General features: G+C 60.2%; 8 protein-coding genes and 1 riboswitch. Of the genes, 3 read left to right on the top strand and 5 right to left on the bottom strand.

Annotated elements, in window-relative coordinates:
• Positions 1 to 1,947 precede the first annotated feature (1,947 nt).
• Entirely contained in the window at positions 1,948 to 2,277 is a 330-nt protein-coding gene (locus tag DWU98_RS19785) for a hypothetical protein (protein WP_115497307.1), read from the bottom strand.
• A 1,230-nt stretch (positions 2,278 to 3,507) separates the two neighbouring features.
• Between DWU98_RS19785 and DWU98_RS19780 the strand changes: the two genes are divergently transcribed.
• The gene (locus DWU98_RS19780; protein ID WP_115497306.1) at positions 3,508 to 5,358 is read left to right on the top strand and encodes an autotransporter domain-containing protein; all 1,851 of its coding nucleotides are present in this window, start codon (positions 3,508 to 3,510) and stop codon (positions 5,356 to 5,358) included.
• Positions 5,359 to 5,535: 177 nt separating this feature from the next.
• On the opposite strand, the gene DWU98_RS19775 is transcribed toward DWU98_RS19780, so the two are convergent.
• On the bottom strand, positions 5,536 to 6,621 hold the full coding sequence (locus DWU98_RS19775) for a D-alanyl-D-alanine carboxypeptidase family protein (RefSeq protein WP_115497315.1): 1,086 nt from the start codon (positions 6,619 to 6,621) through the stop codon (positions 5,536 to 5,538).
• A 274-nt stretch (positions 6,622 to 6,895) separates the two neighbouring features.
• Between DWU98_RS19775 and DWU98_RS19770 the strand changes: the two genes are divergently transcribed.
• Complete coding sequence (locus DWU98_RS19770) at positions 6,896 to 8,776, top strand: ATP-binding cassette domain-containing protein (protein WP_115497305.1); 1,881 nt, start codon at positions 6,896 to 6,898, stop codon at positions 8,774 to 8,776.
• Between the two features lie 166 nt (positions 8,777 to 8,942).
• Here DWU98_RS19770 and ppc read toward each other — a convergent pair whose 3' ends face one another.
• Complete coding sequence (ppc, locus tag DWU98_RS19765; protein ID WP_115497304.1) at positions 8,943 to 11,648, bottom strand: phosphoenolpyruvate carboxylase; 2,706 nt, start codon at positions 11,646 to 11,648, stop codon at positions 8,943 to 8,945.
• A gap of 99 nt (positions 11,649 to 11,747) precedes the next feature.
• Positions 11,748 to 11,885: riboswitch (S-adenosyl-L-homocysteine riboswitch) on the top strand.
• Positions 11,886 to 11,950: 65 nt separating this feature from the next.
• On the opposite strand from ppc, the gene ahcY reads away from it, so the two are divergent.
• On the top strand, positions 11,951 to 13,384 hold the full coding sequence (gene ahcY, locus DWU98_RS19760) for an adenosylhomocysteinase (RefSeq protein WP_115497303.1): 1,434 nt from the start codon (positions 11,951 to 11,953) through the stop codon (positions 13,382 to 13,384).
• 153 nt (positions 13,385 to 13,537) lie between these two features.
• Here the strand turns inward: ahcY and DWU98_RS19755 are convergent, their stop codons facing one another.
• Both DWU98_RS19755 and DWU98_RS19750 read right to left on the bottom strand, forming a co-directional pair.
• Complete coding sequence (locus DWU98_RS19755) at positions 13,538 to 15,673, bottom strand: alpha-amylase family protein (protein WP_230474958.1); 2,136 nt, start codon at positions 15,671 to 15,673, stop codon at positions 13,538 to 13,540.
• Positions 15,674 to 15,737: 64 nt separating this feature from the next.
• Positions 15,738 to 17,075 (bottom strand): APC family permease, encoded by a 1,338-nt coding sequence (locus DWU98_RS19750; protein ID WP_115497302.1) that lies wholly within the window; start codon positions 17,073 to 17,075, stop codon positions 15,738 to 15,740.
• Positions 17,076 to 17,224 lie beyond the last annotated feature (149 nt).

The raw sequence follows: 17,224 nt of genomic DNA, 5'->3' as shown, positions 1-17,224 counted from the left end.
TTCCCGATAACGGCTTTGCCCAAAGCCGCTTAAACCACGCAGGCAATCCACTTATCCAACCGGGCTTCGCTGTTCAAACCACTGGGGCCAGCTCTCACTGCCGGCAATCCGAACGGCGGCAATGAAAATAGCCCCAACAGTGGCGGCAACGGCGGTGCTAATAGTACGGGTGGAAATGGCTACAACAATGCTGGAACCGGCGAAAATGCTGGCAACGGCAGCTCCAGCGGTGGCCTAAACAAGGGGTCGAATAACTACACTAGTGGCGGAGAGAATAACGCCGCCAACCGCGACGCCAGTGGCTCAACCAATGGTGCTGGCAGTAAGGGGGGCAGCACCAATGGGAGCGGCAATGGGGGCGGCAATGGTGGTAGCTACGCCGGCAACGGCTCCAATGGCGCAAGTTTAAACGGCAGCACCAACGGTGGCGCCAGCAGCGGCAACTACGCTAACAATGGTGCCAGCGGCGAAACAGGTGGCAATAACAATGGTGGCCACAGTGCCAATGAAGGCAGTGGCGAGACCGGTAGTAGTAACACCAACAATGGCGGAGCCACGAACGGTAGCGCGGGTAGCAATGCTAACGGTGGCAATTACGCAAGTAACGGTGGCAGCAACTACGAAAACGGCAATGCCAGCAAGAGTACCAGTGGAAACGACTCCAATAGCGGAAGCCTAAACGGCAGCGCTAACGGTGGCGCCAGCAGCAACGGCTACGCCAACAAGAACGGCAGCGGTAACGGCAGCAGCGGGAACAATAGTGGTGCTAATGGCACAACTAATGGAGCCAATGAAAACGGCAATGGCAGTAACTATGCGAACGGCGACAGAAGCAACGGAGCCAACGGAAATGCTTCCAGCAACAATGGCTCTAGCGGCAACGACGGTAGCGGCGTCAATGGCTCAAACAATGCTACTGGCGGTAATGATGGAAGCACTAACGGTAACAACTACGCGAGCAACGGCGAGGCTAATGGTGCGAGCGAAAAAGATTCCAGCACTAGCACAGGTAAAAATGGCGACAACAAGAACGGTAGCAACGGTTACCTCAATGGTAGTAGCCTAAACAGTGGCTCAAATAGCTACGCTAACCATGGTGGAAATAACACTGCTAACAGCGGTGAAAATGGTACAAACAGTGGCAGCGCCAATGGCGCTAACGGAAACAGTGGTGCGGCTAGCAGCAACCCCAACGGTAGCGGCAATAGTGGTAGCTACGCCAAAAACGGCTCCAATGGTGGAAGCCTAAACAGCAGCACTAATGGTGAGGCCACTGGCAGCAACTACGCCAACAATGGTGCCAATAGCGAAACCGGTGGCAATAACAGCGGTGACCACGGTGCCAATGAAGGTAGTGGTGCGACCGGCGGCAGTAACACCAACAATGGTGGGGCCATCAACGGTAGCGCGGGGGGCAATCCTAACGGCGGCAATTACGCCAATAACGGCGGTAGCAATGGCAATAGCCAGAATGGCAGCGCTCTCAATGGCGGCAGCAGCAACTACGAAAACGGCAATACGAGCAGGAGCACCACTGGAAATGGCTCCAATGGTGGAAGCCTAAACCGCGGAACTAACGGTGGTGCCAGCGGTAACGGCTACGCCAACAATGGTGGCAACGGTAATGGCAGCAGCACCGGCGGCGGCAGCGGCAGCGGCAGCGGGAACAACAGTGGTACTAATGGCACAACGAACGGCGCCAATGAAAGCGGCAACGGCAATAACTACGCAAACGGCGGCAGAAATAGCCGGCCCAACGGAAATGGCTCCAACGGCGGCGGCCATGGCGGAAGCTACCCCTATAACGGCGGTGCTGATGGCGCTGGCGGAAATGGCTCCAACAATACTGGCACCGGCGGAAATGGCGGCAACGGTGGCCTAAATAATGGCTCGAATAGCTCCGCTAATGGCGGAGAGAATAACCCCGCTAACGGCGGTGCCAGTCACTCAAACAATGGTGCCGGGGGTAATGGTGGAAGCACCAACGGCAACAATTACGCGGGTAACGGGGGCACCAACGAGAGCGGCAATAGTGGTAGCTACGCCAGCAACGGCTCCGATGGTGGAAGTATAAACGGCGGCACGAACGGTGCCCCCAACAGCAGCAACTACGCCAACAAGGGTGCCAACGGCGAAGCCGGTGGCGATAACAATGGCAGTCACAATGCCAATGAAGGTAATGGTGCGACCGGCGGTAGTAATACCAGCGATGGCGGAACTATCAACGGCGGCGCCGGTGGCAATGCCTACGGTAATAACTACGCGAACAATGGCCAAAGCAGCGGCCAGAACGGTGGCAGCAACTATGCCGACAATGGTAGTGCTGGTGGTGCAAATGAAAACGGCAGCACACCTAACGGCAACAATGGCACGAGCAACGGTGGTAGTGGAAGCAGCCGGACCAACGGTGGCGCCAGTGGCAACAGCTACGCCAACAACAGCGGCAATGACTCTAACGGCAATCCCGCCAATGGAAATAGCGCCAATGGTGATAACGATCTAAGCGGCGGCAGCAACTATGCCAATGGCAGTCCTATTGGCAGCAACGCGAGCAGTGGTGCATCTGGCGGCAACTCTGGCTCCAATGGTGGCGGAAATGGTGGAAGCTACGCCAGCAACGGCGGCGCTAATGGTGCGAGCGAAAATGGTTCCGGCACTACTGGCGCCAACGGTCGCGGTAATGGTGGTAGCTACGCTGGCAACGACTCCAATGGTGGAAGCTTAAACGGCACCAGTAGTGGCGGAGCCAGTAGCAGCAACTACGCTAACAACGGTGCCAATGGCGAAACCGGTGGCACTAACAATGGTGGCCATGATACCAATGAAGGTAGTGGCGCGACCGGCAGTAATAACGCCAACAATGGCAGCACCCTCAATGGCGGCGGCAGTAACTACGAAAGCGGCAATGCCAGCAATAGCACCAATGGAAATGGTTCCAACGGTGGCGGCAATGGAGATAACTACACCAGCAATAGCGGTATCAACGGCACCAATGGGAGTGGTGGCGCCCTAAACAGCAACAACGGCGCTAACGGCAACGGGAATGGGGGCGCACCTAACGGTAACAGTAACAACAGCACCAGTAGCGGTGAAAACACTGGCGGCGGCGGTAACGGTGGTAGCACTAATGGCAGCAACTACGCCAGTAATGGTGGCTCTAACGAAAACGGCGGAAACGGGAAGGCCTTAAACAACGGGGACAATAGTTACGCAAACGGCAACGATGGCTCCAATGGGGCAAACAATGGCACCGGTGCGAACAACGGCAACAACCATTACTCGAGCAATGGTGGAAGCGGCAACGGTAGCTCCAGTGGTGGTGCCAACAGCAACGGCCATGCAAACGATAACGAAGGTATCAATAGCAATGACCGGAATAGCAGCGGCTTAAACGGTGGAGGCAACGGCTACGCAAACGGCGGTAGCAACGACAGTGGTGGTGCTGGCGGCAATAATGAAACGAACAATAACGGTGACATCCATAGCAACGGGCAAAGCGGAAACGGCTTGAGTGGTGGCAGCTCCACAAAAGGCCAGAGCAATGGCTCTTACGAGAGCAATTCCAATAACGGTGGCAACGGCACTAATGCGAACATGAGTGCCGGCGGAAACAGTGGTGGCGCCAATAGCAACAACTACACCACCAATAGCGAAGGCAGCAACAGCTACGACCACCCGAAAGGTGCGGACAACAACAGTGCCACTAACGCCAACTACGGCACTAATCATGGCGCCAATGATGGCAATTACCGCAATGACAGCGGCAATGCCAACACCCATAACTATGTCTCTGGTGGCGGTACCAACGAAAACAATGGCAATGCTCATGGCAGCGGTTACGCAAACAGCGGCGGCAATGGCCATATGAACGGTAACGCCAACGGCACCCAAAGCGACTTCTACGCAAGCAACGGCGGCGCCAAGGGTGCCAATGGAAGCAGTCTGAGTGGCGGCGCTAATAACTACGCACATGGCGGCAGCGGTGGGTATGGCAATGGCAGTCCCTATGGCGCCAACCCTAACTACGGTGGCAGCAACGGCAGTAGCAATACTGCTTATGGTTCCAACGGAAACAGTGGCACCCATAACGATAACGGCTACGCCAGCAACGGTGCCGGTGGTGGCTACACCAACGCTGGTAGTTATGGAGCCAACGGGAACAATTATGCCGGTAACAATGCCAGCAATGGCTACGCCAAGGGCGAAGGTAACCAAGTCAATGGCAACACTGGCAGCGGCCACGGCAACAGCGGTGGAATCCAAGGCGGCAGTTACGCCTACGCTGGTGGCGTCACTGGCAACAACATCAGTGGTGGCGCCAATCGCTACACCAGCTACGGTGGTGCGAGCGCAAACAATGGAAACGTGTATGGCGCTAATGGCACCGGGCGCTACGCCTACAGCAGCAACGGCAACCGCAATGCCAACGGCAATGCTGAGGTAAACAACTCCTATACCTGCCGCATAAGCACAGAGGACAACGGACGGCCTTCCGTGTGGGCTCACTTCCTTGGGGCGGGCGGAACCACCGCACATTCCAGTGGCAGCAGTAGTGTGGATGAATATCAATCATTCCGTAGCAACGGGCCCACTTACAGTTACAACTTGTACGGATTCCAGGCTGGCTCGAGCTTGCTTGAGCGGGTATATGGCGATGGTTCCCACGATTCGATCGGCTGGTACACAGGCTACGCGAGAGCCAACTCCATCGTGAATGATGTGTACGGTGGTTTTGCAGGCCGGGTGTGGATGGACAGTTACGTATTGGGCATCCATTGGGATCATTGCAGCAGTAGTGGCTGGGACTTTAAAGCGGCCTTGCAGGGAAGCCGCTATACAAACGTAAATTCCGAATCGGTTGAGGGACAGAACTTCCGCACGAATGGATGGGGCGACACGGCAACAGTGGAGATTGACCGCGCCTTTCGTCTGGGTCGGAGTGGCTGGGCGATTGAACCGCAGGCCCAGGCGATTTACCAACGCCTCTCATTCGCCAGCGGACAGGACGCGTACGCACAGATCAGTTACAGGGATTCCACTGCGGGCTACGGGAGAATGGGCGCGCGCTTGATCAAGCCATTCAGCAACAACGGCACACCCTTGTATTTCTGGTTCAATGCCAATGTCTGGTCATGTTTTGGATGTAACGCCAAAACGATCTTCGCCAGCACAACCGGCCTGGAACCGCTTACGCTGCGCTCGTCCATCGGTGGCACGTGGTTCCAATTCGGGCCCGGCGTTGCAATGTCGGCCACGAGGCGCGCCAGTCTGTTTGCCACGCTGGAGTACGTGGATGGCATCGAGGGCAATACCGGACACGGTCTGCAGGGAGATATCGGCTTCAGGCTGACATGGTGACGCGTGCGGTCGTATCCATGCTGCGAACGACACGCTCGCAGCCATGATGCATAGCGCTCAGGAACGAGCGCGCATTCCGCCTGAGTGAATGGTCATCGAGCGGACAAGTGGCTGATGATGTCCGCGCGCCAAAACGCAATCACCTCCACGGTGAATACCGTGAGGCGATCGTTGCCGTTAGTCGTGAGTCTCGGACGAAGAGGCCAGCATCACTTTCTTGCTCTTGCGATGTGCCAGCCGTGTCGTGGATTTGGAGTGCGATCGGCTCGCACGCGGACAACTCTTGCCCCGGTGCGGCGTGCAGCCGCGTGCCACGCGGCGGTGCGCAGGCGCCGTTTCGTCCGCCTCCGCCGTGCCGATGGGCGAAAGCGCCGCCAGCACGCGCCGGGTGGTGCTGGGCATACCGGCCTGGGCAACCAGCGTCTCGGGTGTGGGCTCATTGTCGAACCCGTCATCCAATAGCCGCGCCATCAAATTGTCGCGCGCCGACGCCGTGCGGCCACCCAGTACCACGGCGAACAGGCGGCGCCCATCGCGCACGGCCGTGGAAGCCAGGTTGAAGCCGGATGCGTCGGTGAAACCGGTCTTGAGGCCATCCATGCCGGGATAGCGATCCATCAGATTGTTGTGGCCACGGACGAGCCTGCCGCGGAACACGAATTCCTTGGTCGCAAAGTAGTTCGAGTACTGGGGAAAGTCGTGATACAGCGCCATGGCGAGCTTGGCCAGGTCGCGCGCGGTGGAGACGTTGTTCGGATCCGGCAGACCGTTGGCGTTGGCGAAATGGGTGGCGGTCATGCCCAGCGCCGCAGCCTGGGCTGTCATCAATTCGGCGAAGTGGCCTTCGCTGCCACCTAGGGTTTCCGCGACGACGGTGGCCGCATCGTTGGCCGATTTGGTCACCATGCCGAGAATGCAGTCGTTCACCGAGATGGTCTGCCCCGCACGCAAACCGAGCTTGGTCGGCGCCCGCGATGCGGCCCATGAGGAAACCGGAAGCTCCTGATCGACCTTGAGCTTGCCGCTCTGCAATGCCTGGAAGGTCAGGTAGAGCGTCATCATCTTGGTCAGCGAGGCCGGGTAGTTCTGCTCGTCGGCGTTGACGGCGCTGATGATTTGGCCGGTGGCGGGATCGATCACGATGGCGGCATAACCTGCATGGGCGACCCCCGCGAAACCGGCAAGGCCCAGGCACAGCACAACGGCGAGCAGGCCCCAAAAGCGGCCCAGCAATCGCGCTGGCTGAATGGATTGGATGTTCACCACGGCCTTCACTCCCAACACCGCGGTGCCACACCCGCGCGTCGCTTGAAACCTTAATGCATACCCACTGGAATTTCCAGAGAAATTCCTTTAAGCGGCCATGCTAAGTACATGTTTTTGTAAATTTTACCGCTTAACACGGGTTTAAGAACTTGTTACACCCCCGTGAGGGGATTCCGCATACTACATCGTCACTGCGCCCGGATTCCTTGAGGGGAGTCTCCTTGGCACCTAAAACAAAGGCAAGCAAGGAGCGAGCCAGTAGAATGGGTGGATGTCCCTGATCCAGCTCCAGCGCCTCGACTTCAGCGTCGGCGGCCCTCTTCTGCTCGAACACGTCGATCTTTCCATCGACGCCAACGAGCGCGTATGCATCGTCGGTCGCAACGGCGAAGGCAAATCCACGCTCATGAAACTCATCGCCGGGGAATTGCAACCCGATGACGGTGAAGTGCGCGTGCAAAGCGGCGTGATCGTCGCGCGCATGGCCCAGGAGGTGCCGCAGGCGACGGCCGGCAGCGTCTTCGATGTCGTCGCCGATGGCCTCGGTGATCTTGGTCATCTGCTGGCGCGCTATCACCATCTGCTTGCCGAAGGTGATCTGGATGCATTGGGCGATGTGCAAAATCAGATCGAAGCGCAGCACGGCTGGGATCTGGATCGTCGCGTTACCGATGTATTGGCGAAGCTGGAACTCCCTGCCGAAACCGACTTCGCCGCGCTTTCCGGTGGCATGAAGCGCCGCGTACTGCTGGCGCAGGCCCTGGTGCGAAAGCCCAATGTATTGCTGCTGGACGAACCCACCAATCATCTGGATATCGAAGCCATTGGCTGGCTCGAACGGTTTCTCAAACAATTCGAAGGCAGCATCGTGTTCATTACGCACGATCGCAGTTTTCTGCGCGCACTGGCCACGCGCATTGTGGAGATCGATCGCGGTCAACTCACCAGTTGGCCAGGCGATTACGACAATTACCTGCGCCGGCGCGAAGAACGCATGCACGCCCAGGCACAGGCCAATGCATTGTTCGATAAAAAACTGGCGCAGGAAGAAGTATGGATTCGCCAAGGCATCAAGGCACGCCGCACACGCAATGAAGGTCGTGTACGCGCATTGAAGGCGATGCGCCGCGAACGTGCCGAGCGTCGCGAACTGGGTGGTGCGGCCAAGATGTCGCTGGCCAATGCACAGACCTCCGGCAAGAAAGTAATCGAGCTGGATCATGTGCATCAGGCCTACGACGGTCGCGTGCTGATCGATGATCTGAGCACGTCCATCATGCGCGGCGATCGCGTGGGCATTATCGGCCCCAATGGCGCCGGCAAGAGCACGTTGCTGAAAATCCTGCTTGGCGAGTTGCAGCCCAAGGGCGGCGAAGTCAACCTGGGCACCGGGCTGGAGATCGCCTACTTCGACCAGCATCGGGCACAGCTCAACGATGCCTTGAACGCCCTGGATAATGTCGCCGAAGGGCGTGAATACATCGAGCTCAATGGTCAGCGCAAGCACATCATCGGCTACCTGCAAGATTTCCTGTTTTCGCCCGAGCGGGCACGCGCGCCGATCACGCGTCTTTCCGGTGGCGAGCGCAATCGCCTGTTGCTGGCGAAACTGTTCGCGCAGCCTTCCAACCTGTTGGTGATGGACGAACCGACCAACGACCTGGACGTCGAAACCCTGGAATTGCTGGAAGAGCTGCTTACCGAATACAAAGGGACGTTGCTGCTGGTCTCGCATGACCGCGAATTTCTCGACAACGTGGTATCGAGCACGCTGGTACTGGAAGGCGACGGCAGAGTGGGCGAATACGTGGGCGGCTACAGCGATTGGCTGCGGCAGAGGCCGGCGGAGCGGTCACTCGCGGAGGCGAACGTGCCACCCGGCAAATCCGCAAAAGCCGAGACATCGTCCGCCACACCCGCGAGCGAAACACCCAAGCGCAAACTCAGTTACAAGGATGCGCGCGAACTGGAACAACTCCCTGCGCGCATCGAGCAACTCGAAACGGAGATTGCCGCGCGTGCCGAGGCGATGAACGATCCATCGTTCTATCAACAGGACAGCACGGCGATTCAGCGTGCGAACGACGCGTTGGCGAAAGCTCAGGCCGAACTGGAGTTGGCGTATGCGCGATGGACAGAGTTAGAAGGCTAAGTATTCGTCGCTATGGCGCGGTGTCTTCAAAAAAATGCGCCACAGACGTTTATCTTGCCCGACCGTCATTCCGGGGAAGGCCGGGTGAAATGACGCACTCCGAATAGCATTGCCATCGGCAATCTCTGTTGGACAGCAGCAAGCAACAGCCCGGATGCACGAAATATCACCCCGTATTTTGCAAACCCTGCGCAACACCATTCACGCACGCCACCAATGCACGCAACAGGCGCTCATCGCTGCGGTCGGCCGCACGCCAGCGCTGCAGCAGGTCGACTTCCAGCAGACTCATCGGATCCACATACGGATTGCGCAAGCGAATCGATAACGACAAACGCGGATCGCCGCGCAGAAGCTCGTCGCTGTGCTTGAGTTTCAGTAGCCAATGGCGCGTCTGCTCGAATTCTTCGCGAATCAGGCCGAAAAACGCATCGTGCAACGGCCCGGCGAGTCTGGAGAACGCCTCGGCGATATCCAAGTCGCATTTGGCCAGCACCATTTCCACGTCATCGAGCGCGTTGGCGAAGAACGGCCAATCGCGCGCCATGTCTACCATCGCCGTTTCCCCGTGCTTGGCGACGGCTTTCTCCAGTGCCGTGCCCAGCCCATACCAGCCGGTGATGATGGAGCGGCACTGCGTCCAGGCAAACACCCATGGAATCGCGCGTAAGTCCTCCACACCGCGCATGCTGCGCCGGCGTGAGGGACGTGAACCAAGTGCCATTTGTTCGATCACATCGATCGGCGTGGCAGCGCGGAAGTAATCGACAAAGCCCTGGCGATCGACGAACGCGCGATACGCGAGCCGGCTTTCCGCCGCCGTCTCCGCCATGATCTCGCGCCAGCCCGCCTCGCGTGCTTCTTCATCGCGCGGGCGCACACTGGCGCGCAGCACCGCACCCACGGTTTGTTCGAGATTGCGCAGCGCGAGCGCGCGAATACCGTATTTGCGATGGATGACCTCGCCCTGCTCGGTGACACGCAGAATGCCGTTGACCGAACCGCGCGGCGAGGACATCAGCGCCGGCGTGATGCGCGCGCCACCGCGACTGGCCGAGCCACCGCGGCCGTGGAAAAAAGCCAGGCGGATACCGGCCTGCTGCGCAACCTCCAGCAACTCCACCTGCGCGCGCTGCAAACCCCAGCGCGAGGCCAGCGTGCCACCATCCTTGCCGCTGTCCGAATACCCCAGCATCACCCATTGGCAATCGTCGCGCGCGCGCAGATGTTCGCGATAGATGGGATCGTCGAGCAATGCGCGCAGGGTGTTCGGCGCATTTTTCAGATCGTCGACCGTTTCGAACAGGGGAGCGATGTCGAGCGGAACATGCATGTCGGTGACCAGCCCACCGTACCGCGCCAAGGCCAGCACCGCGAGCACGTCAGCCGCGGAGCGCGCCATGCTGATGATGTACAGGCCGATCGCATCCTCGCCATAGCGCTGGCGGGATTCGTGCAAGGTGGCGAAGACGGCGCGAAGCGATTCGGCTTGCGCTTCGTCGGCTTTTTCCAGCGCACACTCGCCGCTTGCATAGGGGCGCAACGTCGCCACGCGTTCGGCCGGCGTGCGTTGCGTCCATGCTTCATCGCGCAGCAGTGCTGCCAGCGCATCGTCATGCACACGCGAATCCTGGCGCACGTCCAGCCGCGCCATATGGAAGCCGAACGTACGTACGCGCCAGATCAATCGGCGCACGGCGTAAGCGCCGGCATTCAAGCCGTGATGATCGATCAGGCCATGCACGATCAGCAGCAGATCGTCGATCAATTCGTCGGCGCACTGATAGCCTTCGGCGTGTTCGTCTTCAAGCGTGGCTTCAAGACGGGCGCGAATCAGCGTAAGCAGGCAGCGATACGGCATGTCCGCATGCCGCGGACGAATGGTGGCGGCCGCGCGCGGAAATTGTTCGCGATAATCGGCCAGCCGCTTCAGCAGGGACGCATCGAACTTCACGCGATCGACGGTCTGGCTCAGCAACCGCGCCAGCCCATCGACGTCGGCGATGTAATGCTCCAGCACGTGCGCGCGTTGCGTGGCGAGACTGTTGGCGATGGTTTCGGCACCGACATTCGGGTTGCCATCCATATCGCCGCCTACCCAGGTGGCGAAGCTCAACAAGCGCGGCAGTGGCACCGCCACGCCGTAGACCTCCTGCAGGGCGTCGGCGAGCAATTCATAAAACGCGGGCACGATGCGGTAGATCGGGTTGGCGAGGTAGAAGCCCACGTGATGGTGTTCGTCCTGCACGCTGGGACGAATCGCCGAGGCTTCGGCCGTTTGCCAGCCGGCGGACAAGGCCATGAAGATGCGGTCGTCATCTTCCTTGCACTCTTGCGGCGTGCGGGTGGGATCGAAGCTATCGACCAGTGCGCGCACCACCGCCTGCTCCTTTTCGAGCAGCGAGCGGCGTATCGCTTCGGTAGGGTGCGCGGTGAAGACCGGCTCCACCTTCAGTTTGTACAGCCATTGCAGGAGTTCATCCGCGCTCACGCCCTGCGCTTTCAAGCGCTGCAGTACGTCCAGCAGCGATTCCGGTTGCACGGCATTGCCTTCGCGCTGATAGTCGCGGCGGCGCCGAATGCGGTGCACCCGTTCGGCCGTATTCACCGCCTGAAAATAAGTGGCGAAGGCACGGGCCAGCGCTTCGGCTTGCTCGGCATCAATGCCGGCCAGGGATTCGGCCAGGTCGTCTGCCGCGCGTCCTTCTCGGCGGCGCCCGATGGAAGCGGTGCGCACCTGCTCCACGCGCTGGAAGAAGCCCTCGCCCCCCTGCTCGGCCAGCATGCGGCCCACCATGGCGCCAAGCCGGTGCACGTCTTCGCGCAGCGGGCCGTCGTGGGGCAGGAATTCGGGGTCGCGACTGACTTCCATGGGGCCTCCAATGACTCAAGTTCCCTAGCCTAACCAATTTATGATGCATTGCAGCGCTCCATTCGTCATAAGCCAAGTACCCAGGCTAGAATGAGCGTCTTCGCCGAGGGGCGCTGCGACCGTGGGATCCGCATGATGCGGGTCCGTCCGCAAGAACCTGCACATTGCATGTGCAGGTTCTTCAAAAAGAACGGCCAGGCTCGGTGGATGCTTCGAAAGCAACGGCGCTCATGACGCGATTCACGCGTCGGCCTGGCCTCCCCGGGCTGGGTTTTCCCATGAGACTCGGAGACATCCTTCCCATGAACGCTGTAATCAACGATTCCGCTACCCACGACTACAAGGTCCGCGATATCGCGCTGGCCGACCTCGGCCGCCGCCGCATCCGCATGGCCGAAGAAGAAATGCCCGGCCTGATGGCCATTCGTGCCCGTTATTCGGCCACCAAGCCGCTGAAGGGCGTACGTCTGTCCGGCTCGCTGCACATGACCAAGGAAACCGCCGTACTGATCGAGACGCTGAGCGCGCTGGGCGCCTCGGTGCGCTGGGCGTCCTGCAACATCTTCTCCACCCAGGACGACTGCGCCGCCGCCGTGGCCGCCGCCGGCATCCCCGTGTTCGCCTGGAAGGGCGAGACGCTGGAGGAATACTGGGATTGCACGCTGGACATGCTCACCCACCCCGGCATGAAGGGGCCTGAGCTGATCGTCGACGACGGTGGTGACGCCACGCTGCTGATCCACAAGGGCGTGGATATGGAAAATGGCGACGACTGGGTCAACACGGCCAGCGGCAACCATGAAGAGCAGGTCATCAAGAACCTGCTCAAGCGCACCGCGAAGGAGCGCCCGGGCTTCTGGAAGAAAGTCGCTGCCGATTGGAAGGGCGTTTCCGAAGAAACCACCACCGGCGTGCACCGCCTGTATCAGATGATGGAAGCCGGCAAACTGCTGGTTCCGGCCATCAACGTGAATGATTCGGTCACCAAGAGCAAGTTCGACAACCTCTATGGCTGCCGCGAGTCGCTTGCCGACGGCATCAAGCGCGCCACCGACCTGATGGTCGCCGGCAAGGTGGCCGTGGTGTGCGGCTACGGCGACGTGGGCAAGGGCTGCGCGCATTCGCTGAAGGGCTTCGGCGCACGCGTGATCGTGACCGAGATCGACCCCATCAATGCCTTGCAGGCAGCAATGGAAGGCTTCCAGGTCACCACCATCGAAGACACGCTGGGCACCGGCGACATCTACGTCACCACCACCGGCAACAAGGACATCATCACGCTCGAACACATGGCGGCGATGAAGAACAATGCCCTGGTGTGCAACATCGGCCACTTCGACAACGAGATCCAGATGGATCGCCTCAATGGCGCCAAGGATGTCACCCGCGAAAACATCAAGCCGCAGGTGGATCGCTATACGTTCGGCAAGACCGGTCGCAGCATCTACATGCTGGCCGAAGGTCGCTTGGTGAACTTAGGTTGCGCGCACGGCCATCCGAGCTTCGTGATGTCCAACAGCTTCAGCAACCAGACGCTGGCGCAGATCGACCTGTGGGCGAACAAAGACACCTATGAGAAGACGGTCTATCGCCTGCCCAAGAAGCTGGACGAGGAAGTGGCGCGCCTGCACCTGGAACAGATCGGCGTGAAGCTGACCAAGCTGACACCGGAACAGGCTGCGTACATCGGCGTGCCGGTGGAAGGGCCGTACAAGCCGGATCATTATCGTTATTGATGTAACGCCAATGCCCTCTCCCCGAGGGGAGAGGGTTGGGGCGAGAAAACCAATCTCGCTTCACGATATAGCTACGCCTCAGCGTCATTCCGGCGAAGGCCGGAATGACGGTGAGGCGTGCTTGAGAGACTTCCGCACGATGCACTCGATGCGCTAATGGCGCAACTGCAGATTCGTCCTCCGCACCACATCGACGAATCCGGCAAACGGGATGTCGGTAATACCCACCAGCCCGATATGACTGTTCTCTCCATCGATCAACCGCCCCGTCGCCGGTTCGTCGATGTATTCGAACCAATGCGTTCCCACGATCGACGGATCGCGCGCGGCCGCCCGCACGAAGCGCGCATACGCCTCGCCACGCTGCCCTTCGTTCCACACGGAAACGACGCCCTTGCCGAACGGTCCGCGATCGTCCGAACCGAAATGAAATTCGGTGATCATGGCCGGTTTGTTCAACTCGTGTAGCGCAGCGACATCGACACCATGCTGCGGTAAATCCGCATAAACGTTGAAACTGATGACATCGCAGTAACGCGCGCACGATGCCACCGCTTCGGGCGTATTCACCGCGAAACGTCCACCCAAGAAAAGATGATGCGGGTCGTGTCGATGGATGGCCGCGGCGACCAGGCTGAAATACTGATCGGCGTAGCGGCGCAGCCACGCGCTGTAATCCTCGGCGATCGCTGGATGGGCAGCATTCGGTTCCGGCGCGGAGAAATTGGTCGCATTCAACGCCGACCAATCCGTTAACGCGATACCCCACGCGGTCGCGAGTTTCGATGCTGCACCATATTTGTGCTTCAACATAGCGATAAACGCCTGCTTGGCTGCACTGCGTGCTTCCCCCCGCAGCGTACCCATAGCCAAACCCCAATGCCCTTGCGGCCCCTGCCCTGCCCACGCCAGCTCGTTATCGGCGAAATAGCCTAGCAACCACGGATCATCGCGCGATGATGCCGTCGCGTGGGTCACGGCCTGCTCCACCGCCTGTGCGAAACGCGGATCGAACGGATCGGGCATGCGCCCCCAATAGTCGTAGCCGCTGGATACATTGCCGAAATCGCCACGGATATAGATCGGCAACGTGTAAGCCACCCGATGCAGCGCGCCCAAGCCATCGTCGCTCCAATTTCCAATGGTGTTGAACCCCCACGCCTGCAGGCGATCGAGCGTGCGCGTGCGCCATGCAGTCAACCACCTGGCACCATTCACGCGATAAAGATTCGCCGCGTAGAAATCGAACCAGCGACCCTGATTGCTGCCGATGCCTGCGCTTGCACCGCGTTCGGCGTCGCGGCTGTCGCTCGCGCCATAAAACGCGCTCCACGGCGCGGTATCGGGTGGCAGATCGGCGAACATGAATTCTCGCCCCTGCACATAGGTGCGCGTATCACCGGAGGTCACGGCGTTGACGCCGAGCGAGAAGAACGCGTGCCCATCCGGCGTCACCAGCCACCAGCGATCGTTCGCCTGTTGCGTGTGGAACCAGCCGGTGCGCGTCAGTGCGATGTCCTGACGTCCGCCATACGCATCAAACCCGTGCAGCGCGGCCAATTGCGTGCACAACGTGCCTGCTTCCTGCGCGTGAGCATCGCGCAATGCCGCATCACTGGCGATTTTCTCCGGCCACTGCTTGCGCGTGTACTGTCCCCATTGATCGACGATGTCACGGTAAGCATCCTGCAAAACCTGATGGCCAGCATCCGTTTCCAATGTACCTAGCAGGAGCTGCTGCGCGGCTTGCGGCGCCGGCATGCTGAGGCGAACATCATGCACGCGGGCCAGATCGATCGCCCCCTCCACCATCGTCGCGACGAAGACCATTTTTCCATGATCATCGAACGGCATCGGCGGCCCCACCTGCATGCCGAACGCCCGCGCGGATGTCGCCTGCAGGGGGATCACCAACGTCTGCGCAGGTCCTGCAGGCAAGCCCACGGCGGCATGCAGGTGTTGCCCTGCGCTTCCATTGATATCGACATCGAGCGTCACGGCCCATGGCATCGCGTTCTGCACCTGCAGACGCAGCGCACCCTGCCCGCTCCAGTTCCATGCACCCGTGGCAGATGTGATGACGATCTGCGGCTGGCCGGAGGGTTGAAACGCATAACGGACCAACGGTGTGCCATGCGCATCGTGCTCAAGTTGCCCGACGCGTTGCACTTGCTCAAGTGCGATTGCAGGGGACGCAGACGGCGCGGCAAGGTCGGCCACCTGTGCAGCGCGGCTGCCCAAGGGCAGCAGGCTCACCATACATCCCACCAACAGCGTGATCGCTTTCATTCACACCTCACCGATGGATAGCCGTGAGTATGAATGAACCGGGATCGCGCCGTCGTGCAGAAGGCTAAACCGACCGCCGCTTGCCCCAGTTGCGCCACACGGCATACACCGGCACACCCAGTGCAATGATCACCAGGCTCATGCCCGCGTCGTGAGGCGTGTTGATCACCGTGGCGGTGATCACGCCCAGCACCGTCGCCACGAACACGAATGGCAGCACTGGATAGAGCGGCACGCGATACGGTGAACTCTGCGCGCCGAACTGACGGCGATACCAGAACAAGGTGGCGATCCCGAACGCATGGCCGAGCCATTCGCCCACGGTGGTGTAGTTGACCAGTTGATCAAACGTGCCGGTAAGAATCAGCACGATGGTCCATAAGCCCAGCACACCCAGCGCCACTTGCGGTGCGCGCCAGCGCGGCTCGATCTGCCCCACCGAGCGAAAAAACATCCCATCCGCACCCATCGTCTGCAGCACGCGCGCACCGCCGGCGATGGCGATGCTGCAATAGCCGAAGGTGGAGCACGCGATGCCGATCGCCATGACGGTCGCGCCGGACGGCCCGAAGATATTGCTCATCAGATCCGCCGCGGGCGCCTTGCTCGCCGCCAGGCCAGCGTGCCCCAGGCCCACGAGGTAGGCGACGTTCGCCAGCACGTAGCACACCACCACCCCGACGAGGCCCAAGGTAAGCGCGCGTGGCAACGTGCGTTGTGGATCGCGCACCTCGCCCGCCATGTCGTTCAAATAGTGGAAGCCGCCATAGGTGAATAGCACCGGCAACAAGGCGCCAATCCACGCACCGCCCGATATCACATGCGAGGGATCGGGCGCCAACACATTGCCGATATGTCCGTGTGCGAGCACCAGGCCCACCACCAGCAACATGGCAATCGCCGCCAGCTTCAGCACCGTAAACAGATTCACCAGCAACGAACCGGCGCGAATGCCAAATAGATTCACCCCGACAATGAAGAACACCGCACCCACCGCCACCGGCTTCACCCAAAAGGCCGGCAAGCTCACCGCGCGGCACGCGTAGTCGGCAAAGGTGACCGCCACCGCGGCCACGCTGCCGGGGTAGTTGATCAGCGCCATGGTCCAGCCGAACAGAAACGCCGGCAACGAACCGAATGCTTCGCGCAAATACAGGTAGATGCCGCCAGCATGCGGGCGCCGCGACCCCAGTTCGGCGTAACACAGCACGCCCGCCAGCGTGAGCAGACCGCCGAGCACCCACAGTGCAAGCAGTGGCACGCCCGAGGAGGTGCGCTCGGCGACGGTCGCCGGCGTGCGGAAAATACCGCTGCCGATCACGCCACCCACCACGATGGCGGCGCCGCTCCAGACGCCGAGCCGGCGCAGATAGGAAGAGGATGAGGAGGTTTCTTCAGTCATAAGTGCCGACATTAACCTGAGTCGCCCCCCGATGTCCGCTGACCTTTGCCCTACGACAGGTCGTCGCACCCCGCCGGATGACCATCGTCACATTGACACGCTAAATTCGCGCCGCCGATACTTTCACCGTCACGCGCCATGCTATGAGC

The sequence above is a fragment of the Dyella monticola genome (assembly GCF_003363155.1).
Classification (GTDB): domain Bacteria; phylum Pseudomonadota; class Gammaproteobacteria; order Xanthomonadales; family Rhodanobacteraceae; genus Dyella_B; species Dyella_B monticola.
The sequence above is the reverse complement of the archived record's forward strand: the minus strand, read 5'-3'. Positions and strand labels throughout refer to the sequence as shown.